At 72.3% G+C, this 21,048-nt stretch carries 21 protein-coding genes and 1 pseudogene; 15 read left to right on the forward strand and 7 right to left on the reverse strand.

Going from position 1 to position 21,048, the window contains the following annotated elements; all coding sequences use genetic code 11:
• Positions 1-1,115: glycoside hydrolase family 3 N-terminal domain-containing protein (locus VKG64_10795; protein ID HKB25531.1), on the forward strand; the 1,115-nt coding region annotated here is incomplete at its 5' end.
• Between the two features lie 4 nt (positions 1,116-1,119).
• Here the strand turns inward: VKG64_10795 and rbsK are convergent.
• The gene (rbsK, locus tag VKG64_10800; protein ID HKB25532.1) at positions 1,120-2,046 is read right to left on the reverse strand and encodes a ribokinase; all 927 of its coding nucleotides are present in this window, start codon (positions 2,044-2,046) and stop codon (positions 1,120-1,122) included.
• A complete protein-coding gene (locus tag VKG64_10805) occupies positions 2,010-2,939 on the reverse strand; it encodes a nucleoside hydrolase (GenBank protein ID HKB25533.1) in 930 nt (309 codons plus the stop codon). Before VKG64_10805 ends, rbsK begins: the two co-directional genes overlap by 37 nt.
• A gap of 138 nt (positions 2,940-3,077) precedes the next feature.
• On the opposite strand from VKG64_10805, the pseudogene VKG64_10810 reads away from it, so the two are divergent.
• Positions 3,078-3,263 (forward strand): annotated as a pseudogene (locus VKG64_10810) (Rdx family protein).
• On the opposite strand, the gene VKG64_10815 reads toward VKG64_10810, so the two are convergent.
• Positions 3,250-4,521, reverse strand: a complete 1,272-nt coding sequence (locus VKG64_10815) for an acetyl-CoA hydrolase/transferase C-terminal domain-containing protein (GenBank protein ID HKB25534.1) — start codon at positions 4,519-4,521, stop codon at positions 3,250-3,252. The pseudogene VKG64_10810 and the gene VKG64_10815 overlap by 14 nt on opposite strands.
• A gap of 45 nt (positions 4,522-4,566) precedes the next feature.
• Here VKG64_10815 and VKG64_10820 point away from each other — a divergent pair, with 45 nt between their 5' ends.
• The 10 genes from VKG64_10820 to VKG64_10865 all read left to right on the forward strand — a co-directional run bounded on the left by VKG64_10820 (position 4,567) and on the right by VKG64_10865 (position 13,126).
• The gene (locus VKG64_10820) at positions 4,567-4,752 is read left to right on the forward strand and encodes a hypothetical protein (GenBank protein ID HKB25535.1); all 186 of its coding nucleotides are present in this window, start codon (positions 4,567-4,569) and stop codon (positions 4,750-4,752) included.
• The gene (locus VKG64_10825; GenBank protein HKB25536.1) at positions 4,752-5,519 is read left to right on the forward strand and encodes an SDR family NAD(P)-dependent oxidoreductase; all 768 of its coding nucleotides are present in this window, start codon (positions 4,752-4,754) and stop codon (positions 5,517-5,519) included. Before VKG64_10820 ends, VKG64_10825 begins: the two co-directional genes overlap by 1 nt.
• 17 nt (positions 5,520-5,536) lie before the next feature.
• Positions 5,537-5,950, forward strand: coding sequence for a RidA family protein (locus VKG64_10830; GenBank protein ID HKB25537.1), 414 nt, complete (start codon positions 5,537-5,539; stop codon positions 5,948-5,950).
• Positions 5,947-7,446: an NADH:flavin oxidoreductase gene (locus VKG64_10835; GenBank protein ID HKB25538.1), complete on the forward strand. Its 1,500-nt coding sequence runs from the start codon at positions 5,947-5,949 to the stop codon at positions 7,444-7,446. Before VKG64_10830 ends, VKG64_10835 begins: the two co-directional genes overlap by 4 nt.
• Positions 7,447-7,516: 70 nt before the next feature.
• Positions 7,517-8,359 carry an SMP-30/gluconolactonase/LRE family protein gene (locus VKG64_10840; GenBank protein HKB25539.1) on the forward strand — a complete coding sequence of 281 codons (843 nt, stop codon included), beginning with the start codon at positions 7,517-7,519 and terminating at the stop codon, positions 8,357-8,359.
• Between the two features lie 28 nt (positions 8,360-8,387).
• A complete protein-coding gene (locus VKG64_10845; protein HKB25540.1) occupies positions 8,388-9,578 on the forward strand; it encodes an ABC transporter substrate-binding protein in 1,191 nt (396 codons plus the stop codon).
• A 99-nt stretch (positions 9,579-9,677) separates the two neighbouring features.
• Positions 9,678-10,562 (forward strand): branched-chain amino acid ABC transporter permease, encoded by an 885-nt coding sequence (locus tag VKG64_10850; GenBank protein ID HKB25541.1) that lies wholly within the window; start codon positions 9,678-9,680, stop codon positions 10,560-10,562.
• Complete coding sequence (locus tag VKG64_10855; GenBank protein HKB25542.1) at positions 10,559-11,542, forward strand: branched-chain amino acid ABC transporter permease; 984 nt, start codon at positions 10,559-10,561, stop codon at positions 11,540-11,542. The genes VKG64_10850 and VKG64_10855 overlap by 4 nt, the downstream gene beginning before the upstream one ends.
• A complete protein-coding gene (locus VKG64_10860; GenBank protein HKB25543.1) occupies positions 11,535-12,272 on the forward strand; it encodes an ABC transporter ATP-binding protein in 738 nt (245 codons plus the stop codon). The genes VKG64_10855 and VKG64_10860 overlap by 8 nt, the downstream gene beginning before the upstream one ends.
• A complete protein-coding gene (locus tag VKG64_10865; GenBank protein HKB25544.1) occupies positions 12,269-13,126 on the forward strand; it encodes an ABC transporter ATP-binding protein in 858 nt (285 codons plus the stop codon). The genes VKG64_10860 and VKG64_10865 overlap by 4 nt, the downstream gene beginning before the upstream one ends.
• Here VKG64_10865 and VKG64_10870 read toward each other — a convergent pair.
• The 3 genes from VKG64_10870 to VKG64_10880 all read right to left on the reverse strand — a co-directional run bounded on the left by VKG64_10870 (position 13,062) and on the right by VKG64_10880 (position 17,196).
• Positions 13,062-13,487, reverse strand: a complete 426-nt coding sequence (locus VKG64_10870) for a GNAT family N-acetyltransferase (GenBank protein ID HKB25545.1) — start codon at positions 13,485-13,487, stop codon at positions 13,062-13,064. The two genes, VKG64_10865 and VKG64_10870, sit on opposite strands and share 65 nt — an antisense overlap.
• A gap of 107 nt (positions 13,488-13,594) precedes the next feature.
• A complete protein-coding gene (locus tag VKG64_10875; GenBank protein ID HKB25546.1) occupies positions 13,595-14,923 on the reverse strand; it encodes a M20/M25/M40 family metallo-hydrolase in 1,329 nt (442 codons plus the stop codon).
• Between the two features lie 23 nt (positions 14,924-14,946).
• Positions 14,947-17,196, reverse strand: a complete 2,250-nt coding sequence (locus VKG64_10880) for a bifunctional salicylyl-CoA 5-hydroxylase/oxidoreductase (GenBank protein ID HKB25547.1) — start codon at positions 17,194-17,196, stop codon at positions 14,947-14,949.
• Positions 17,197-17,274: 78 nt separating this feature from the next.
• Here VKG64_10880 and VKG64_10885 point away from each other — a divergent pair, with 78 nt between their 5' ends.
• Genes VKG64_10885 through VKG64_10895 form a run of 3 tightly spaced genes read left to right on the forward strand, consistent with a single transcriptional unit; the run spans position 17,275 to position 19,931 of the window.
• Positions 17,275-18,855: a hypothetical protein gene (locus VKG64_10885; protein HKB25548.1), complete on the forward strand. Its 1,581-nt coding sequence runs from the start codon at positions 17,275-17,277 to the stop codon at positions 18,853-18,855.
• 21 nt (positions 18,856-18,876) lie between these two features.
• On the forward strand, positions 18,877-19,053 hold the full coding sequence (locus VKG64_10890; protein ID HKB25549.1) for a DUF1059 domain-containing protein: 177 nt from the start codon (positions 18,877-18,879) through the stop codon (positions 19,051-19,053).
• A gap of 5 nt (positions 19,054-19,058) precedes the next feature.
• Positions 19,059-19,931 (forward strand): alpha/beta hydrolase, encoded by an 873-nt coding sequence (locus VKG64_10895; GenBank protein ID HKB25550.1) that lies wholly within the window; start codon positions 19,059-19,061, stop codon positions 19,929-19,931.
• Here the strand turns inward: VKG64_10895 and VKG64_10900 are convergent.
• Positions 19,894-21,048, reverse strand: a 1,155-nt coding sequence (locus VKG64_10900; GenBank protein ID HKB25551.1) for an NAD(P)/FAD-dependent oxidoreductase, incomplete at its 5' end; no start/stop codon positions are given. The two genes, VKG64_10895 and VKG64_10900, sit on opposite strands and share 38 nt — an antisense overlap.

Raw genomic sequence — 21,048 nt, forward strand, 5'->3', positions numbered from 1 at the left:
TGCCGCGGCTCGCCGCCGCTAGCCTCTTCGCCGTCGCGCTCCTCGCCGGCTGCCGGACCGCTCCCGTCCTCGACCCCGCACGCCTCGTCGCGCTCGAGCCGGAGCTGGGCCAGCTCCTCCTCGTGGGTTTCGAGGGCACCGAGCTCGAGGGCAACGCGCCGCTGGAGGCGCTCGTCTGCCAGGCGCGCGTGGGCGGGGTCGTGCTCTTCGCGCGCAACATCGCGGACGCCGAGCAGCTCCGGCGGCTGACCGCGGCGCTGCAGGCGCGGGCGCTGGCCTGCACGGGCCGGCCGCTCCTCGTCGCGGTGGACGCCGAGGGCGGGCGCGTCATGCGGCTCGACCCCGGCGCGGGCTTCACCGCAACCCTCTCCGCCCAGGAGCTCGGCGAGACCAACGACCTCACGCTCACCGAGCTCGAGGCGCGCCGCATCGCGCGCATGCTGCGCGCGGCCGGCATCAACTGGGACCTGGCGCCCGTGGTCGACGTCGGCTACAACCCGGCGAACCCCGTGATCGTCGGCGCCGCCCGGAGCTTCGGCGCGAACCCCGTCCTCGTCACCGCGCACGCGCGCGCGTTCGTCCGCGGCATGCGCGAGGAGGGCGTGCTCACGGCGCTCAAGCACTTCCCCGGCCACGGCTCGAGCTACGACGACTCGCACAAGGGGTTCGTGGACGTCACGGGGACCGCCGACGCCGACGTGGAGCTCTATCCCTACCGTACCCTGATCGCCGAGGGGATGGCGGACACCGTCATGACCGCCCACGTCTTCAACCGCGCGCTCGACGAGCGCTATCCGGCGACGCTCTCGCGGGCGACGCTCACCGGCCTCCTCCGCGGCGGGCTCGGCTGGGACGGGCCGGTCGTGACCGACGACCTCCGCATGGGCGCGATCGAGGAGCGCTACGGGCTCGCGCGCGCGGCGGTCACGGCCCTCGCCGCGGGCGCGGACCTCCTCCTCCTCGCCGACGACCGGCTGCCCGGCGGCGGGTCCGCCGGGCAGGCCGCGCTCGCGGCGCTCCGCCGCGGCCTCGCGCGCGGCCGGCTCGACCCCGAGCGCGTGGAGTCGGCGCTCGCGCGGGTCGCCGCGCTCAAAGCGCGGCTCGGCGAGCGCTGATCGCCTAGAGGAGGCGTTCGACCTCGGCCCGGCGGGGCAGCGAGGGCTGGGCGCCGCGCCGGGTGCACGCGAGGGCCGCCGTCGCGGCGGCGAAGCGCAGGGCCTCCGGCAGCGGGCGCCGCTCGGCGAGCGAGACCGCGAGCCCGGCGTTGAAGGCGTCGCCCGCCGCCGTCGTGTCCACGACGGGGACGGCGAACGCGGGCACGCGCACCTCCTGCCCGCGCGCGCACGCGACCGCGCCGGCGGCGCCGAGGGTCACGACCACCACCCGCGCGCCGCGCTCGAGAAGCGCGTGCCCGGCCGCGGTCGCGCCCGCCGCGTCGCGCACCGGGAGGCCCGTGAGCCGCCCCGCCTCCGTCTCGTTGGGCGTCAGGTAGTCGGCGAGCGGCACCAGGCCCGCCGCCTCGTCGCGGAACGGCGCGGGGTTCAGGAGCGTCGTCTTGCCCCGCCGCCGCGCCTCGCCGAGCACCCACGCGACCGTCTCGAGCGGCGTCTCGAGCTGGCACATCACGACGTCGGCCCAGCCGAGGTCCTCGGCGCGGCGCTTAGCCGCTTCGGCGTGGAGCCGCCAGTTCGCGCCGGGCGCCACGACGATCTGGTTCCGCCCCTCGGCGTCCACGACGATCAGCGCCGTCCCGGTGGCGGCCTCGTCCGTCGCCGTCACGCCCGCGACGCCGATGCCCTCCTGCTCGAGCGCCGCCCTGAGCTCGCGCCCCGAGGCGTCGTCGCCGACGCAGCCGATGAACCGCACCTCGGCGCCGAGGCGCCGGGCGGCGACCGCCTGGTTCGCGCCCTTGCCGCCGTGGTTGACGAGGAGCGTCCCGCCCGTGACGGTCTCGCCGGGGCGCGGCAGCCGCGCGGCGGCGACCGTGAAGTCCACGTTCGCGGAGCCGACTACGAGGACGCGCGGCGGCGGGACGGCGCCGGGCATAGACGATCGAGGAACAGGCGGAGGAAGCGTGTCGTGTCGATCCCCTTCGCGACGCGGCAGTTGGGCTCGCCGGCCGCGCGCCGCGTCTCGCCCTCGGGCCCGATCTCGAGATGCACGGCCTCCCACTGGGCGAGCGTCGGATCGATCGCGAGCGCGAGGGCCAGCGGATCGTGGAGGGCTATCCCCTGCGCGCCGCCCGCGTGGTCGATCCGGAACGCGCGGTCGCTGAACGCGGTGATGCGCGAGGCGAGCGCGCCGGGGGCGCGCGAGAGGGCCTTCTTCAGCCCCGCGCGCGGCAGCACCGCCTGGCGGGTCGCGTCGAGCGGCACGAGGTCGAGCGAGAGGCCGCCGGCCAGCACGCGGTGCGCCGCCTCGGGATCCACGTGCATGTTGAACTCGGCGCCCGGCGTGACGTTGCCTGGGACGTCCACGGCGCCGCCCATCGCCACGACGCGGCCGACGAACCGCATCGCCGCGAGGTCGGCCTTCAGCGCGAGCGCCAGGTTCGTCAGGGGCCCGAGTGCCAGGAGCGTGAGGAGCCGCTGGTGCCGCCGCGCGCGGTCGAGCATGATCGGCACCGCGCCGGGCAGCTCGCCCCGCCCGACGCCGGGCCAGTCGCCGAGGTCGCCCAGGCCGTCCTCGCCGTGGTAGCGCGTGGCCGTCACGAGCTGCCGGGCGAGCGGCTCCGCGGCGCCCACCGCGATCAGCGGCGCCGGGTCGGGCTTGCGCAGCCCGAGAAGCCGCAGCACGTTGGTCGTCGCCTGCTCGACCGGCACGTTCCCCGCGACCGTCGTGACCGCCTCGACCACCACCTCCGGCGAGCTCCACGCCACGAGGAGCGCGAGCGCGTCGTCGATGCCGGCGTCCGTATCGATGAGGAGCGGCGCGGCCATGGCCCGAGTCTAATCGAATCGGGCCCGAGAATCTTTCCGCCGTGAAATCCCATCGTATAGAATGAAGCAGCGTTTCGGGGAGAGGAGGAGCGGATGAACATCCAGATCAAGTACTGCGGGGAGTGAAACTACCTCCCCCAAGCCTCCAGTTTGCAGGAGGCGATCAAGAGGAAGTACGGCCTCGTCGCCGACCTCACGGAAGGGGCGGGCGGCATCTTCGAGGTCTCGATCGACGACGCGGTCGTCTACACCAACCAGACGACCTACCGGTTCCCGACCGACGAGGAGATCTTCGAGAAGATCGACGCCGCTAAGAAGCGCTGAGCGCCTTTTCCAGCTCGCCCTGAAACCGGGGATGGGCCACCCCGAGCAACGCCTCGGCCCGTCCGCGCTCTCCCTTGCCGCGGAGCTCCGCCGCGCCGTACTCCGTCACCACGCAGTCGGCCAGGAAGCGCGGGCTCGTCACCGCCGCGCCCGCGCCGAGCCTCGGCACGATGCGGGACACGGCGCCGTCGCGCCCCGTCGAGGGCAGCGCGATGACCGCCCGACCGCCCTCGGCGCGCGAGGCGCCGAGGACGAAATCGAACTGGCCCCCGATCCCCGCCACCTGCCGCGGCCCGAGGCTCTCCGCCGTCACCTGCCCCGTCAGATCCACCTCGAGCGCCGAGTTGATCGCGACGAAGCGATCGAGGCGCGCGACGGTGTCCGGATCGTGGACGAATTCCGAGGACTCCATGTTGACCATCGGGTTGTCGCGCACGAAGTCGAAGAGGCGACGGGTTCCCATCGCCTCGGCGATGTCCATGCGCCCGCGGTGGACCCGCTTGAGCGCGTTCGTCACGACCCCCCGCTCGACCAGAGTCACCGAGGCGTCCACGAGGAGCGAGTGGAGCGCGAGGTCCTTGTGGCCGGTGAGCGCTTCGAGGATGGCCTGCGGGATCGCGCCAACGCCGACCTGGACCGTGGCGCCGTCGGGCACGAGCGCCGCGACGCGGCGGCCGATGGCGCGCTCGATGTCGCCGACGGGCGGCGGCGGGTACGGCACGAGCGGCGCGTCCACGTCCACCCAGGCATCGATCTGGCTCCCGTGCAGGAACGCGTTGCCGAGCGTGCGTGGCATGGACGGGTTCACCTGCACGATCACGAGCGGGGCGCGGCGCGCGGCGGGGAGCGCGACGCCGACGGAGACGCCGAGGCTCAGGTAGCCGCGCGCGTCGGGCGGCGCCGCGTGCACCAGCACGCAGTCGGGCGCCCACGCGCCGCCCGCGACGAACTCGCGCGTGAGATCGAAGTAGCGGATCGGGACGAACTCGACGCGGCCGCGGCGCCGCGCGTCCTCGAGCCGGGGCGACATGTGCCACGTCGCGTAGCGCAGGGCCGCGCACTCGGGCCGCGCCCACGGATAGTCGCCGAGGTGAAAGCCGCCGAGGAGCGTGAGGTCGCGCAGCCGGTCGGCCTGGCGGCAGATCTCGGCGACGAGCGCGACGGGCTCGCCGCACCCCGGCGGCAGCAGCACCTTCATCCCCGGCCGGAGGCGGGCGACGGCGTCGGCGAGCGAGCAGCGGACGAAGGCGCGCGGCATGAATCGCGAGGCTATATATACCCGATCCCGCGATAGAATGACCGCATGAAACGCGGCGCGCGCTGGCTCGCGCTCTCGCTCGTCGTGCTCGCCGCCGGCTGCGCCGCGGCGCCGCCGCCGCGCCAGGAGAGCGGCGATTTGCCCCGCGCGCGTTGTCTCGTGGATCCCAGGCGTGAGGCGGCCGAGCCCACGCGGCCGCTCTTCTTCTTCTTCTGCGTCGAGAGCCCGTGATGGCGCGCGCGCGGCGGATCGCCCTCGTCACCGGCGGCGGGCGTGGCCTCGGCCGCGAGATCGCGCTGGCGCTGGCGCGCGAGGGCTGCGACGTCGCGGTCGGCGCGCGGAACCGGACGCAGATCGAGGAGACCGCCGCGGCCGCGCGCCTCCTCGGCGCGCGCGCGCACCCGGTCACGCTCGACGTCGGGGACCCCGCGTCGATCGCCCGCGCCGTCGGCGACACCGTCGCGGCGCTCGGGCCCGTGGACGTCCTCGTGAACAACGCCGGCGTCGCCGAGTCGGCGCCCCTCGCGCGGACCGAGCCCGAGCTGTGGGACCGGCACATGCGCGTCAACGCGCGGGGCCCCTACCTGCTGACGCGGGCCGTCCTCGCCGGCATGCTCGAGCGCCGCTGGGGCCGCGTGATCAACGTCGCCTCGCTCGCCGGCCTCCACGGCTCCCCCTACGTGACCGCGTACACCGCGTCCAAGCACGCGCTCGTCGGCTTCACGCGGGCGCTCGCGACGGAGGTCGCCGGCCGCGGCGTGACGGTGAACGCGATCTGTCCCGGCTACGCGGCGACCGAGCTCGTGTGGAGCGCCGCGCGCAACATCGAGAAGCAGACCGGCAAGTCCTTCGACGAGGCCGTCGAGGCCCTCGCGAAGCTCAACCCCGGCGGACGGCTGATCGAGCCCGCCGAGGTCGCGGCCGTGGCCGCGAAGCTCCTCCATGACGACGCGACGAACGGCGAGGCGCTGGTGCTCGACGGCACCGGGCCGCCCTGACCGCGAGGAGGTGCCTGATGGCCCGCGAGATCACGTTCCACAACCCGCCGGCGCTCATGAAGCCGGTCGGCTACGCGCACGGCGCCGAGACGCGCGGCGGCCGGCTCCTGTTCCTCGCCGGCCAGGTCGCCAAGGACGGGGACGGCCGCCTCGTCGGCAAGGGCGACCTCGTCGCACAGTTCCGCCAGGTCTGCGAGAACCTCAGGACCGTCGTGACCGCGGCGGGCGGGCAGCCGACGGACGTCGTCAAGCTCACGATCTACGTGCTCGACACGGACGAGTTCAAGCGCCGCGGCAAGGCGATCGGCGACGTCTACCGTGAATACTTCGGCAAGCACTTCCCCGCGATGACCCTCGTCGGCGCGCGCGACCTCTACGACGCGGCCGACGGCTGCGTGATCGAGATCGACGGGATCGCCTGCCTGTCGTGAGCGTCATCACCCCCGAGCGGCCCCGGATCCGTCACGCGCTCCCCGCCGCGCGGTGGCCGACGCGCGAGCAGGCCGCACGCGCGCGCTGGTTCTCGCCGGTCCAGCTCGGCCGGCGCCTCGTCGTGCACGAGCGCACGTGGGTGCCGGCGATGGTGCCGTGGCGCGCGACGGAGGACGGCTTCGTCACCCCGGAGGTCCTCGCGTGGTACGCGCGCTTCGCGGAAGGCCAGCCGGGCGTGCTCGTCGTCGAGGCCACGGGCATCCGCGACATCGCCAGCGGCCCGCTGCTCCGGATCGGGGACGACCGGTTCATCCCCGGGCTCCGGAAGCTCGTGGACGTCGTGCGGCGGAAGAGTCGGGGCCGGACGCGGCTCTTCATCCAGCTCCTCGACTTCCTCACGGTGCGCCGGCGGCCCCCGCCCGAGAAGTTCTTCGGCCGGTACCTCGAGGTCACCGACGCGCTGCGGGTCCAGCTCGCCCTCCGGTTCGAGGACAAGGGCTGGCGCGAGGCGCCCGAGGCGCGGGTGCGCGAGTGCCTGGCGGGCGCGGACCGCGCCACGCTCGAGACGGTCCTGACCGACCGCGAGCTCGAGGCGCTCGACTACGGCTACCGCGAGCGCGTCTGGGACACGCGCCTGCCCCACATACGCGAGCTGCCGCGGGTCCTCCCCGCGCTCTTCGCCGACGCCGCGCGGCGGGCGCAGAACGCGGGCTTCGACGGCGTCGAGCTCCACTACGCCCACGCCTACACGATGGCCTCGTTCCTCTCGCGCCTGAACACCCGCGCGGACGGCTACGGCGGCTCGCTCGAGCACCGCGTGCGCCTGCCCCTCGAGGTGCTCACCGCCGTGCGCGACGGCGTCGGCGACCGCTACGTCGTCGGCATCCGCTACCTCGGCGACGAGGTGATCGAGGCCGGGAGCCGGCTCGAGGACGCCGTGTGGTTCTCGGTGCGCTTCGCCGAGGCGGGCGCGGACTATCTCTCGGTCTCGAAGGGCGGCCGGTTCGAGGACGCCAAGCAGCCGAAGGTCGGCGAGGCCGTCTATCCCTACACCGGCGAGTCGGGCCACGAGTGCATGCCCACCGTGCTCTCCGACGCACGCGGCCCGTTCGGCCGCAACGTCCCGCTCGCCGCCGCGATCCGCCGCGCGGTGCGCGAGGCCGGCCACGCGACGCCCGTCGTGACGAGCGGCGGCATCTCGACCTTCGAGCAGGCGGAGGGGATCCTCGAGCGCGGCGAGGCCGACTTCGTCGCGGCGGCGCGGCAGTCGCTCGCCGATCCCGATTGGTTCCGGAAGATCCGCACGGGCCACGGCGAGCTCGTGCGCCGGTGCGAGTTCACGAACTACTGCGAGGGCCTCGACCAGCGCCACAAGCAGGTCACCTGCAAGCTCTGGGACCGGAAATTCGACGCGGGTGACCCGACGGTCGCGCTCGCGAGCGACGGCAAGCGCCGGCTGACGCCGCCGTCGTGGAGCCCGCCCGCCCCGCGCTGACGCGGGGCACCTTGTCCCTCCGGTGCCCGCCGTGGTACGGTGTGCGCCGTTTTTCCCCAGGCACACACAAGTGAGCGTCCAGTTCGAAAAGCTCGGCACCGGGTTCCTCTTCACCGAGGGACCCCTCTGGCACCCGACGGGCAGGTTCCTGCTCTTCAGCGACATGCCCGGCGACCACATGCGGCGATGGTCGGCCAAGGACGGGGTCGTCACGTTCCGCAAGCCGTGCAACATGTCCAACGGCCTGACGTACGACCGGCAGGGCCGGCTGCTCGCCTGCGAGCACGCCACGAGCCAGGTGACGCTCACGCGTCCGGACGGCACCATCGTCCCGCTCGCCACCCACTGGCGTGGCAAGCAGCTCAACAGCCCCAACGACATCGTCTGCAAGCGCGACGGCGGGATCTACTTCAGCGACCCGCCGTACGGGCGCGCCAAGTTCTACGGCGTCGAACGGCCGCAGGAGCTCACATTCCAGGGCGTCTACCGGGTCGGCCCGGATCCGAAGTCGCCCGAGCTGCTGGTCGACGACTTCGATCGCCCGAACGGCCTCTGCTTCTCGCTCGACGAGACGCGCCTCCTCATCAACGACACCGCGCGCAAGCACATCCGCGTCTTCGACGTCACGGCGAGCGGCGCGCTCAAGAGCGGCCGCCTCTGGGCCGAGACGAGGGGCGACAAGCCCGGCGCGCCCGACGGCATGAAGCTCGACGCCGCCGGCAACGTGTACTGCTGCGGGCCCGGCGGGATCCACGTGTTCGACCCCGACGCCAACCTGCTCGAGATCATCGAGGTGCCCGAGCACACGGCGAACTTCGCCTGGGGCGACGAGGACTACCGGTCGCTCTTCATCACCGCGTCCACGTCGCTCTATCGGATCCGCACGAAGGTGCCGGGACGCCCGGTCTTTTGACAACCCACTCGCGACAAAGGAGGTCCGCATGCGGCGCCGTGTGATTCTGGTCGCGCTCCTCACGCTGGGGCTGCTCGTGCCGTCCGCGGCCGACGCCCAGAAGCCCATCAAGGTCGGCATGCCGATGCCGCTCTCGGGCCCGGCCGCCCTGTTCGGCGACCCCGCCACGAAGGGCGCCCAGATGTTCGTGGACGAGCTCAACGCGAAGGGCGGCGTGCTCGGGCGCAAGATCGAGCTCCTCATACGCGATTCCAAGGCCGACGCGAACGAGGCGGTACGCGTCGCTCGGGAGCTGATCCTCAAGGACAACGTCGACTTTCTCGTCGGCACGCTCACGTCGGCCGAGGGCCCGGCGGTCTCGGTCGTCGCGAAGGAGAACAAGATCGTCTTCATCGCGCCGATCCCGAAGACCGACCAGCTCACCGCCGCCGACAAGCTCCACCCGTACGTCTTCCGCGTCGCCGCGACGACGACGATGGAGGGGCGGAGCGCGGCCGAGATCGTCGCCAAGTGGCCGGTGACGCGGATCGCCACGATGAGCTTCGACTACGCGTACGGCCAGGACGTCACGAAGGCGTTCGTCGAGCACCTGAAGAAGGTCAAGCCGAGCGTGCAGATCGTCGACCAGCAGTGGCCGAAGCTCGGCGAGCAGGACTACAACCCGTTCATCAACGCCCAGATGGCGAAGAAGCCCGAGGCGGTCTTCTCGTCGATCTGGGGCGGCTTCTTCGTGACCTACTCGAAGCAGGCGAAGGCGCTGGGGTTCTTCGACGCGATCAAGTACAACTTCATCGGCGTCGGCGAGGCCGCGACGCCGGAGACGACCAAGTCGATGGGCATCGATTATCCGGTGGGGATCTGGGGCAACTCCTACGACGCCTTCTACTGGGGCGAGACCCCGGCCCACCGGGACTACGTGGCGCGCCTGTCGAAGTACCTCAAGGACGAGTACCCGTCCTCCTGGGCCATCCAGGGCTACATCGGCATGCAGTTCCTGGTCGAGGCGATCAAGAAGGCCGGCAGCACCGACTCCGACAAGGTCGCCCACGCGCTGCTCGGGCTCGCCGTCGAGACGCCCGTCGGCAAGCTGACGATCCGCGAGAAGGACCATCAGGCCAACCGCGGCCAGCTCTACGGCAAGACGGTCCGGGACCCGAAGTACCCGTTCGCGATCATGAAGCCCGCCGTGTACGTGGACCCGTCGCCGTTCATGGACTAGCGCGCCCGGCCGGCGGGCCGGAGAGGCACCCCCTGGGCTCGGAACGACACTCGCCGGGGGCGCCTCTCCGGTCCGCGGGCCCAAGCCGCGCTGCGCCTCATGCCCGATCCGTCCTTCGTCTTCGCGCAGAGCCTCTCCGGCCTCACGGCCGCCATGTTCCTCTTCCTGATCGCGTCGGGCCTCTCGCTCATCTTCGGCGTGCTGCGGGTGCTCAACTTCGCCCACGGGACCTTCTACATGCTGGGCGCGTACTCGGCCTATCAGATCGTCCAGTGGCTCGGCCCCGGACCGGGGCGGTTCTGGATCGCGGCCCTCGGCGCCGCGCTCGCCATCGCCGTCCTCGGCGGGCTCATCGAGCGCCTGCTCTTCCGCCACCTGTACGGCAAGGAGGAGCTCTACCAGCTCCTGTTCACGTACGCGCTCGTGCTGATCCTCAGCGACGTCGCGAAAATCTTCTGGGGCACGCAGCAGAAGTCGGTCAGCCGCCCGCCGGAGCTCACCGGGGCCTTCAGGCTCTTCGGCGCGACCATCCCCCACTACAACCTCCTCATCGTCCTCCTGGGCCCGGCCATCGCGCTCGCCGTCTGGTTCGTGCTGCAGCGCACGCGCGCCGGTCGGTTCATCCGGGCGGCCGCCCTCGACCGCGAGACCCTGGGCGCGCTCGGCGTCAACGTCGACCGCCTCTACACGGTCGTGTTCATGCTGGGCTCGTTCCTCGGCGGGCTCGGCGGCGCGCTGATCGCGCCGATGCGCGCCACCGTCCCCGGCATGGACACCGAGATCATCGTGGAGGCGTTCGTGGTCGTCGTGATCGGCGGGCTCGGGTCGTTCTGGGGGACGTTTCTCGGCGCGCTGATCTACGGGCAGGTGCTGTCCTTCGGCATCCTCTTCTTCCCGCGGTTCTCGATCTTCGCGGTGTTCGCGCTCATGGCCGCGGTCCTCATCGTGCGCCCCTGGGGCCTCCTGGGACGCCCGCTCCGATGACCGGCGGGGCGCGCTGGGCTCCCGCCGTCGTGCTCGTGGCGGCCTTCTGCGTCCCGGCGCTGGGCTCGCGCTTCTACACGTTCGTCGCCAACGACGTCGTCATCTGGGCGCTCTTCGCCACCAGCCTGAACCTCCTCGTGGGCTACACCGGGCTCGTGTCCTTCGGCCACGCCGCGTACTTCGGGATCGGCGCATACGCCACCGGGCTCCTCATGAAGAAGGCCGGGGTGTCCTTCCTCCTCGCCTTCCCGGCGGCCGGGGTGCTCGCCGGGGCCTTCGCCCTGCTCTTCGGCTTCTTCTGCGTACGGCTCACGCGCATCTACTTCGCGATGCTGACGCTCGCGTTCGCCCAGATCGTGTGGGCGATCTGCTTCAAGTGGAACGAGGTGACGGGCGGCGAGCAGGGCATGCCCGAGATCCCGTATCCGGACTTCGGCTGGCTGGAGCGCCTGGGTGGGGTCGTGCCGCTCGTCGGCGGCTGGCGGACGGCCGAGTACTATTACTTTCTGACGCTCACGCTGGTCGCGCTCTGCCTCTGGGCGCTCCGGCGCATCGTGGGCTCGCCCTTCGGACGCCTCCTCACCACGATCCGCGAGAACCCGGAGCGCGCCGAGTTCATCGGGGTCAACGTCCGCCGGTACGAGCTCGCGGCCTTCGTGCTCGCCGGCGTGTTCGCGGGGCTCGCCGGCGGGCTCTTCGGCATCTTCAACCGGGGCGTCTTCCCCGACTTCGCCTACTGGACCAAGTCCTCCGAGGTGCTGATCATGACGCTCCTCGGGGGGATGGGCACCTTCTTCGGCCCCGGCATCGGCGCGCTGGCCCTGATCCTCCTCAACCAGCAGATCGTCTCCTACACCCAGTACTGGCCGCTCGTGCTGGGCACGGTGCTGGTCGTCCTGCTGTTCGGCTTCCCCGGCGGCCTCGCCGGCGCGGCGATCGCGCTCTGGCAGCGGGCACGGCGGCGGATTCGCGGTGCTTGAGGTTCGCGACCTCCGCAAGTCGTTCGGCGGCTTCGAGGCCGTCGGCGGCGTCAGCCTGTCGGTCGCGGCCGGCCAGGTCACGGCGATCATCGGGCCGAACGGCGCGGGCAAGACGACCCTCTTCAACCTCATCACGGGGCACGTCCGCCCGGACGCGGGCGCCGTGCGCTTCGACGGCCGCGACATCACGGGCCTGGCGCCCCACGACGTCTGCCGCCTCGGCGTGGGCCGTTCGTTCCAGCGGACGAACATCTTCCCGAGGCTCACGGTGTTCCAGAACGTCCAGGCGGCGTTCATCTCGCACCGGCGCCGCGGCCTCGACCTCTTCACGCCGGTCGACCGGCTCTATCGCGACGAGACCCTGGCACTCCTCGCCTCGCTCGGCCTGCTCGACCGGTCCGGCGAGATGAGCGGGTTCCTCTCGCACGGCGCGCAGAAGCAGCTCGAGCTCGGCATCGCGCTCGCGAGCGAGCCGCGCCTGCTGCTGCTCGACGAGCCGACCGCCGGCATGTCCGCGGTGGAGACGCGCGACACGATCCGGCTCATCAGCCGCATCGCCCGCGAGCGCGGCCTCACGCTCCTCTTCACGGAGCACGATATGGAGGTCGTCTTCTCGATCGCCCAGACGATCACGGTGCTCCACCAGGGCCGCGTGATTGCCGGCGGCACCCCGGCCGAGGTGCGCGGCGACCCCGAGGTGCGGCGCGTCTACCTGGGAGAGCGCCGGTGAGCGCTGCGCCCGTCGTCCTCGAGGTGCGTGACCTCCACACCGCCTACGGGCTCTCGCGTGTCCTCTTCGGCGTCTCCATCGAGGTCGGTGCGGGCGAGTGCGTCTGCCTCCTCGGACGCAACGGCGTCGGCAAGACCACCACGATGCGGTCCATCATGGGACTGACCCCGCCGAGCGCGGGCCGCATCGCGTGGCACGGCGCCGATATCACGGGCTGGCCGCCGTATCGGGTGGCACGCGCGGGTATCGGCTTCGTGCCCGAGGATCGCCGGATCTTCGCCGACCTGACCGTCTGGGAGAACCTCGACGTGGCCAGCCGCGCCCCGCGAGCGCGGCCCCCCGGCGAACCGGATCGCGTCATGAGCGACGCAGCCGCCACGCATCTCGATCAGGGCACGTCCCGAGTCTCTCCGGCCCCGCGGCCCCCCGCACCTGAGGCAGGCCACCCACGGTCCGAGCCGGCCCCGGGGCGCCCGCTACAGTGGTCGATCGAGCGCGTGCTCGAGCTCTTCCCGCAACTCGGGGCACTGGCGCGCCGCAGCGGCGGCCATCTCTCCGGCGGCGAGCAGCAGATGCTCACGATCGCGCGCACCCTGATGGGCAATCCGGAGCTGCTCCTGCTCGACGAGCCGTCGGAGGGCCTGGCGCCGCTGGTCGTCGACCACCTGCGGGAGCAGGTCGCGCGGCTCAAGGACGAGGGCCTCACCATCCTGCTCGCCGAGCAGAACGTCGACTTCTCGCTGGCGCTGGCCGACCGCGTCTACGTCCTCGAGAAGGGCACGATCCGCTTCAGCGGGCCCGCCGCGCGCCTCCGCGACGACGCCTCGCTCCGCCACGAGCTGCTAGCGCTCTGAGCGGCGCGCCGGTGAGACGCGTGAGGATCCACTCCTTCCGGAGTTTCGCGCCGAGCTTCCGGTAGAAGCGGATCGAGGGCGTGTTCCAGTCGAGCACGGCCCACTCCATCCTGCCGCAGCCTCTGCGCGCCGCGATCCTCGCGAGCTCGCGCAGCAGCGCCCGACCCGCCCCGTTCCCGCGCTCCTCGGGAAAGACGAAGAGGTCCTCGAGGTAGAGCGTCGGGCGGGCGAGGAACGTCGAGTACGTGAAGAAGTAGAGGGCGAAGCCGATCGGCGCGCGCCCGCGCCGGCAGATGAGCGTCTCGAAGTAGCGGCGGCGGCCGAAGCCGTGCCGGCGGATCCGCGCGGCGGTGGCCTCCACCTGGGGGAGGAGGCGCTCGTACGCGGCGAGGCCGCGGATGAGCCGGAGGATCGTGGGCGCGTCGCGCCGGCCGGCGCGCGCGATGCGGAGCGCCCCGGCCGGAATCGCTACGCTCCCGCCACGCCCAGGAGCATCTCGGTGTAGCAGCGCGCGCCCTCGCGGATGTTCTCGAGCGAGAGCCGCTCGTCGTTGCCGTGGACGCGCTGCCACTCGCCCTCGTCCAGCACGAAGGGGCTCCAGCCGTAGCCGTGCAGGCCGCAGCGCCGGAAGACCCAGTTGTCGGTAAAGCCGACGAGGACCTCGGGCGCCACGACGACGCCGGGCGCGCGCCGCTCGAGCGCGTCGGCGAGCGCCTTGTAGAGCTCGGTGTCGGGCGGCGAGAGGTTCGGCGCCTTCGGCTCGCCCGTGACCGTGACCTCGACCTGGTCGTCGCCGATCACGCGCCGCACCCAGGCCACCACCTCGTCGGGATCATCGCCCGCGAGCATCCGGCAGTCCACGCCGGCCGACGCCTCGGGCGGGATCACGTTCCGCTTCTCGCTGCCGTGGAGCATCGTCACGGCGAACGTCGTGCGCACCATCGCCGCGTGGTGGCGGTTCGCGAGGAGGCGCGCGCGGAAGGCCGGATCCTGGAGCGAGCGCTCGACGTCGTCGTAGCCACGGCCCAGGTCCTCGGGCAGGACGCTCGCGAGCCGCGCGAAGTATTCCTTCACCTCGGGGAGCACGCGCAGCGGCCGCTCGGCGGCGAGCAGCTTCGCGAGCGCGCGGACGAGGCGGTGGGGCGCCGTGTCTGGCCAGGGCATCGAGCCGTGGCCCGGGGCGCTCCGCGCCGTGAGCTGGAGCGGCAGCCCGGTCTTCTCGGAGATGACGATGTGGCCGAGCGGCGCCTTGAACCCCGCGTGGGCCTCGATCCCGCCGAGCTCCGAGATCGCGTACTCCGCCCCCGCCAGCCACGCGCGGTGCTTGTCGGCGACGAACCGCGCGCCGTGCTGGCTGCCCGCCTCCTCGTCGGCCGTCGCAAGGAAGACGAGGTCGCGCCTGAGCGGGACGCGCGCCCGCTTGATGGCCAGCACCGCGGCGAGGTGCATGATCCCCGTGGACTTCATGTCGATCGCGCCCCGGCCGTAGAGGTAGCCGTCACGGATCACGCCGCCGAACGGGTCCACCGTCCAGTAGCGGCGATCGGCGTACACGACGTCCACGTGGTGGTGGAGCACGATGCCCGGGAGCGAGCCGTCGCCCGCGAGGCGCGCCATGAGGTTGGCGCGGCCGGGAACGGACTCGACCGTCTCGCTCGCGATCCCGTCGCGCTCGAGCACCGCGGTGAGGAACCTCGTGCCCGCGATCTCATTGCCGGGGGGGTTGGTCGTGTCGATCATGAGATAGCGGCGCAGCAGGTCCACCGTCTCGTCGCCGAGCGCCTTCCAGTCGATCATGGCCGGGAGTCTATCACCGCGGCTCAGCGCGGGGTAAAGCCCTTCGCCAGCACGTACTGGTTCGGCCACGGCAGGTCGTAGCCCTGCTCGTATGCCGCGCGGCGGGTCCAGTACGGATCGTGGAGGTGTGCGCGCGCGAGCACGCAGAGATCGGCGCGTCCCGCGGCGATGATCGAGTTCACGTCGGCGTAGGACGCGATCGCGCCGACGGTCATCGTCGGGATGCCCGCCTCGTGGCGGATGCGATCGGCGAACGGCGTCTGGTACAGGCGGCCGTACGCGGGCTTCTGCTCGGGCACCGTGTGGCCGGCGGAGACGTCCACGATGTCGCAGCCGTGGGCGCCGAGGAGTCTCGCGACCTCGACCGCGTCCTCGGGCGTCGTGCCGCCCTCGGCCCAGTCGGTCGCCGAGAGCCTGACCGACACGGGCTTTGCCTCGGGCCAGACCGCGCGCACGGCGTCGAAGATCTCCAGCGGAAAGCGCGCGCGGTTCGCGAGCTCGCCGCCGTACTCGTCGCGGCGCCGGTTGGTGAGTGGCGAGAGAAAGCTCGCGAGCAGGTACCCGTGGGCGAAGTGGAGCTCGAGGAGATCGAAGCCCGCCTCGTCGGCCATCCTCGTCGCGCGGACGAAGTTCTCGCGGACCCGGTCCAAGTCGGCGCGGTCCATCGCCTTCGGCACCTGGCTGTGCGGGAAGTACGGAAGCGCCGACGCCGAGACGATCGACCAGTTGCCCGAGTCGAGCGGCTCGTCGATCCCCTCCCAGAGCAGCCGGGTCGAGCCCTTGCGGCCGGCGTGGGCGAGCTGGATGCCGATCTTCGCCGGCGAGTTCGCGTGGACGAAGTCCACGATGCGCCGCCACGCGGCCGGGTGCTCGGCCTTGTACATCCCCGTGCAGCCCGGGCTGATGCGCGCCTCGCGGCTCACGTCGGTCATCTCGGTCATCACGAGCCCGGCGCCGCCGATCGCGCGGCTCCCGAGGTGGACGAGATGCCAGTCGTTCGGCGTGCCGTCCTCGGCCGAGTACTGGCACATGGGCGAGACGACGACGCGGTTCGGCAGCACGAGCCCGCGCAGCCGGAAGGGCGTGAACATCGGCGGCGGCGCGGGCGAGGCGGGCACGGCGACGCGGCTCTGGCGCTCGGCCTCGGCCGCGACCCAGCGGTCCACCTTCGCGACGAAGCCCGGGTCGCGGACCTTCAGGCTCTCGTGGGTGACGCGGAGGCTCCGCGTCAGGAGGCTCATCGCGAACTGGAGCGGCTCGAGCCGCCCGTGATAGCGCTCGGCCGCCTCGAACCACTCGAGGCTCACCTGCGCGGCGCGCTGGAGCGCCTCGACCTCGGGCCGCCGCTCCTCCTCGTACGCGACCAGCGCCTTCGTCGGCTCACCGTGGCGCTGGAGCGCCCGCGCGAGCGCGACCGCGTCCTCCATCGCGAGCTTGGTCCCCGAGCCGATCGAGAAGTGCGCGGTGTGCGCCGCGTCGCCCACCAGGACGACGTTCCCGTGGTGCCACGCGCCGTTCCGCACCGTCGGGAAGCCGCGCCAGAGCGAGCGGTTCGCGAGGAGCCGGTGGCCGCGGAGCTCGTCGGCGAAGAGCCGCTCGGCGAAGGCGAGCGTCCCGTCCTCGTCCACCCGGTCCAGCCCCGCGCGCCGCCACGCCGCCTCCGTGGTCTCGAGGATGAAGGTGGACATGGACCGATCGTAGCGGTAGGCGTGGACGCGCCAGAGCCCGTGCTCGCTCTCCTTGAAGATGAACGTGAAGGCCGGGAACGGGAGGGTCGTGCCGAGCCACACGAACCGGTTCGGCCGCCAGTCGATCTGCGGCTGGAAGTGCTCGGCGTAGCGGCTCCGGATGCCGCTGTTCACGCCGTCGGCGCCGAGGAGGAGGTCCGCGTCGCCGTACGCGGCGAGGTCGCCGACTTCCTTCTGGAACTCGAGCATCACGCCGAGCGCCGCGCAGCGCCGCTGGAGGATGTCGAGGAGGACCTGGCGCGACATGCCCGAGAAGCCGTGGCCCGTGGAGGTCAGCACCTCGCCGCGGGAGTGGATCTGGATGTCGTCCCAGTGGGCGAGGCTCCCGGCGATCGCGTCGTGCGTCTCGCGGTCGGCCTCGGCGAACCCCTCGAGCGTGGCGTCGGAGAAGACGACGCCGAACCCGAAGGTGTCGTCGGCGCGGTTGCGCTCGACGACCGTGACGTCGTGGGCGGGGTCGGCCTTCTTCATGAGCAGGGCGAAGTAGAGCCCCGCCGGGCCGCCGCCGATGCTGACGATCTTCACGCGAGTATTTTAGGCTAGAATCTCGTCCGGGTCCGTCCACAAGCCCGAGCGTCACCCAATTACCTGGAGGTCCCGACCATGACGCCCCGCACGCTCGCCCTCACGCTGACGCTCGCGGCGGCCCTCGGCGCCACGGGGACCAACGCCGACGACAAGGTCGGCACGGTGCGCTTCCCGACCTCGTGCGGCGCGGCGGTCCAGCCGGACTTCGAACGCGCGGTCGCCATGCTCCACTCGTTCTGGTTCCAGGCGTCCACGAACGCTTTCGTCGCCGTCGCGCAGCAGGATCCCGGCTGCGCCATGGCCCACTGGGGCGTCGCGATGAACCTGCTCGGCAATCCGTTCGCGTGGCCGCCGTCGCCGAAGGCGCTCGCCGATGGCTGGGCGGCCGTCGAGCGGGCGAAGGCCGCGGGCGCCAAGACCCAGCGCGAGCGCGATTACATCGCGGCGATGGATGCGTTCTACAAGGACGCCGACAAGGTGGAGCACCGGCCGCGGGCGCTCGCCTATCGCCAGGCGATGGAACAGCTCGCCGCGCGCTATCCGGAGGACCGCGAGGCGACGATCTTCTACGCCCTCGCCCTCAACGCCACGGCGACGCCGACGGACAAGACGTACGCCGACCAGCTCCGGGCCGCGCGAATGCTCGAGAAGGTCTTTGCCGAGCAGCCCAACCATCCGGGCGTGGCGCACTACCTCATCCACAGCTACGACTACCCGCCGATCGCGGAGAAGGGCCTCGACGCCGCGCGGCGTTACGCGTCGATCGCGCCCGCGGCGCCGCACGCGCTCCACATGCCGTCTCACATCTTCACGCGGCGCGGGTACTGGCAGGACTCGATCGAGTCCAACCGCGCCTCCGCCGCGGCGGCGCCCGACCACTTCAACCAGCTCCACGCGCTCGACTACCTGGCGTACGCCCACCTGCAGATGGGACAGGACGCCGCCGCCAAGCGCGTGCTAGACCAGGTGAACGAGATCGCCAAGGTGAACGTCGAGCACTTCGTGACGGGCTTCGCCCTGGCGGCGATCCCGTCGCGCTACGCGCTCGAGCGCGGCCGCTGGGCGGACGCCGCGGGGCTCACGCTCTTCGGGAAGGAGTTCCCCTGGGGCCGCTTCCCGCAGTCGGAGGCGCAGCTCGTCTTCGCGCGGGGCCTCGGCGCCGCGCGGAGCGGTGATCCGTCGGCCGCCCGCCGCGACGTCGACCGTCTCGGCGCGCTCCGCGACGCCCTCGCCGCGGCGAAGGTCGGCTACTGGGCCGAGCAGGTGGACATCCAGCGCCAGATCGTGTCGGCCTGGGTGGCGCGCGGCGAGGGCCGCAAGGACGAGGCGCTCGCGCTCCTACGCGCCGCCGCCGAGCGCGAGGACGCGTCGGAAAAGCATCCGGTGACGCCCGGGCCGCTCGTCCCCGCGCGTGAGCTCCTCGCCGACATGCTCCTCGAAGCGAACGAGCCCGCACAGGCGCTGCGGGAGTACGAGGCGTCCATGCGCGTGGAGCCGAACCGCTTCCGCGGGCTCTACGGCGCCGCGCGCGCGGCGGAGCTCTCGGGCGATCGGACCAGGGCGCGGACGTACTACGCGCAGCTCGTCGCGCTCGGCGAGAAGGCCGACACGGAGCGCTCCGAGCTGCGGCAGGCGAAGACGTTCCTCGGCAGATAACCTCACACCAGGAGGCCGATCATGGCGAAGCAGATGAAGTGCGGAGACCTGATGCCGGGCTGCAAGTTCGTCGCGGAGGGCAAGGACGTCGCCGAGGTGATGCAGAAGGGCGCGGAGCACGCCAAGACCGCGCACGGGATCACCACCATCCCGCCGGAGATGATGAAGAAGGTCCAGGCGGCGATCAAGGACAAGTAGGCGCGGTGGCGCGGCCGGTCTTCCGCGACTACGACCGGGCGGCGCTCGACGCCGAGTACAACAACCGCGAGAAGGTCAAGGACGCGGCCGACTGGCTCGCGCGGTACGCGGGCGAGAGCCAGAAGACGCGGGCCGCGCTTTCGTGTCGGCTCGACCTCGCGTACGGCCGGAGCGCGGGGGAGACGCTCGACGTCTTCCCCGCGCCGGGCCCGGGTGCGGCCCCGGTCCACGTCTTCATCCACGGCGGCTACTGGCACCTGCTCGACAAGACCGACTTCAGCTTCGTCGCGCGCGGCCTCGTGCCGGCGGGCGCGGCGGTCGTGGTGATCGACTACGCGCTCATCCCGAGCGTGGACGTGGACGAGCTCGTCCGGCAGTGCCGCGCGTCGATCGCCTGGGTCTGGAAGAACGCCGCCTCGTTCGGCGGCGACCCGCAGCGCATCTTCGTCTCGGGCCACTCGGCGGGCGGCCACCTCGTCGCGATGCTCATGTCCACGGACTGGCAGGCGTTCGACGCGGCGCTGCCCGCCGACGTCGTCAAGGCGGGTTGCGGGATCAGCGGGCTCTACGACCTCGAGCCGATCCGGCTCTCGTACCTGAACGACGTGCTCAAGCTCACGCCGGAAGCGGCGCGGCTCAACAGCCCAGTGCACCACCCGCCGCGGCGCTCGGGCCCGCTCCTCCTCGCGGTCGGCGCGCTCGAAGGGCCCGAGTACCACCGCCAGAGCCAGGACCTCGCCGAGGTCTGGTGGAGCCGCGGGCTCCCGTGCGAGGTGCTCGACATGGCAGGCCACCACCACTTCTCGATCGTCGCCGAGCTCCTCGACCCGAAGAACACGCTCAGCCGGCTCCTCGCGGAGCAGATGGGGCTCGCCTGAACCGGGCGAGCAGGAACCGGAGCGCCATCTCGAGCTTCCGCTTCCTCAGGTCCTCCTCGCCGAGCGCCACGCGCGCGAAGAGGCGGCAGAGCTTCGGGTCGGCCGCCGCCGCGGCGATGATCCTGTCGGCCAGGCGGGGCCGGGCGAACAGCTTTTTCTGGATCCGGAGCGAGTCGGCGAGCTCGCGACCGACCTCGCCGCGCCAGCGCGTTTCGTAGCGGGCGAGCCCGGCCGCAGAGCAGTCGCCGGCCGCGAGCGCCTCGGCGGCGGTCACGGCCGCGTGCTCGCCGGTCACCATCGCGTGGTAGATCCCCTCGCCCGTGTAGCAGTTGACGAAGCCGCCCGCGTCGCCCGTGACGAGGACGCGGTCGGCGACCGTGCGCGGGAGGGGCCCGCCGAGCGGCAGCCGGTAGGCCTTGAAGTTGGCCGGGTTCGACCGCCCGCTGACCACGCCGCGCGCGCGTGCCTCGTCGAGGAAGCGGGCGTGCTGAGCGTAGGGCGGGCCCCCGAGCTCGCGCTTGAAGAAGGAGAGCAGGAAGCCGACGCCCGCGTCCACGCAGTCGCGCTTGGGGAAGACGTAGCCGTAGCCGGGGTAACCCTTCCAGCCGTAGGCGACGTACATCGTCTCGGGATCCGCCATGGCGAGCTCGGCGAGGCCGGTCTCCTCCATCGTGTCGATCGCGAGCGTCTCGTCGGAGAAGCCCTGGCTCAGCCCCGCCGCGCGGGCGACGATGCTGTTGACACCGTCCGCGGCGACGACGAGCTTCGCCGCGAAGGCGCGCCCGTCCACCGTGCGGACGGTCACGCCGCTGGCGGCGCGCGCGACCTCGGTGACGCGCGCGCCCTCGACCACCTCGGCGCCGGCTGCGCGCGCGCGCCGGAGCAGCGCGGCGTCGAACTCGGTGCGGCGGAGCGTGAGGTAGAGGGGCTCGTCGCCGTCGGCCAGCACCGTGGCGCCAGACGGGCCCTCCATCAGCACCCGGCGGATCTCGTGGATGGCGACCGAGGCGCGGAGGTAGCCCGCCAGCTCGGGGAAGCGACGGTACACCCCGTGGCGGATCCCGCCGCCGCACGGCTTGTCGCGGGGGAAGCGCTTCGTGTCGAGGACGAGCGTGCG

The organism is Candidatus Methylomirabilota bacterium, from assembly GCA_035260325.1.
Lineage (GTDB): Bacteria > Methylomirabilota > Methylomirabilia > Rokubacteriales > CSP1-6 > AR19.

Bases quoted from the DNA above. Each gene is read 5' to 3' on its own strand.
- rbsK (HKB25532.1), bottom strand. From the start codon at position 2,046: ATGCCCGGCGCCGTCCCGCCGCCGCGCGTCCTCGTAGTCGGCTCCGCG.
- VKG64_10805 (HKB25533.1), bottom strand. From the start codon at position 2,939: ATGGCCGCGCCGCTCCTCATCGATACGGACGCCGGCATCGACGACGCG.
- VKG64_10815 (HKB25534.1), bottom strand. From the start codon at position 4,521: ATGCCGCGCGCCTTCGTCCGCTGCTCGCTCGCCGACGCCGTCGCCCGC.
- VKG64_10820 (HKB25535.1), top strand. From the start codon at position 4,567: ATGAAACGCGGCGCGCGCTGGCTCGCGCTCTCGCTCGTCGTGCTCGCC.
- VKG64_10825 (HKB25536.1), top strand. From the start codon at position 4,752: ATGGCGCGCGCGCGGCGGATCGCCCTCGTCACCGGCGGCGGGCGTGGC.
- VKG64_10830 (HKB25537.1), top strand. From the start codon at position 5,537: ATGGCCCGCGAGATCACGTTCCACAACCCGCCGGCGCTCATGAAGCCG.
- VKG64_10845 (HKB25540.1), top strand. From the start codon at position 8,388: ATGCGGCGCCGTGTGATTCTGGTCGCGCTCCTCACGCTGGGGCTGCTC.
- VKG64_10850 (HKB25541.1), top strand. From the start codon at position 9,678: ATGCCCGATCCGTCCTTCGTCTTCGCGCAGAGCCTCTCCGGCCTCACG.
- VKG64_10855 (HKB25542.1), top strand. From the start codon at position 10,559: ATGACCGGCGGGGCGCGCTGGGCTCCCGCCGTCGTGCTCGTGGCGGCC.
- VKG64_10875 (HKB25546.1), bottom strand. From the start codon at position 14,923: ATGATCGACTGGAAGGCGCTCGGCGACGAGACGGTGGACCTGCTGCGC.
- VKG64_10885 (HKB25548.1), top strand. From the start codon at position 17,275: ATGACGCCCCGCACGCTCGCCCTCACGCTGACGCTCGCGGCGGCCCTC.
- VKG64_10890 (HKB25549.1), top strand. From the start codon at position 18,877: ATGGCGAAGCAGATGAAGTGCGGAGACCTGATGCCGGGCTGCAAGTTC.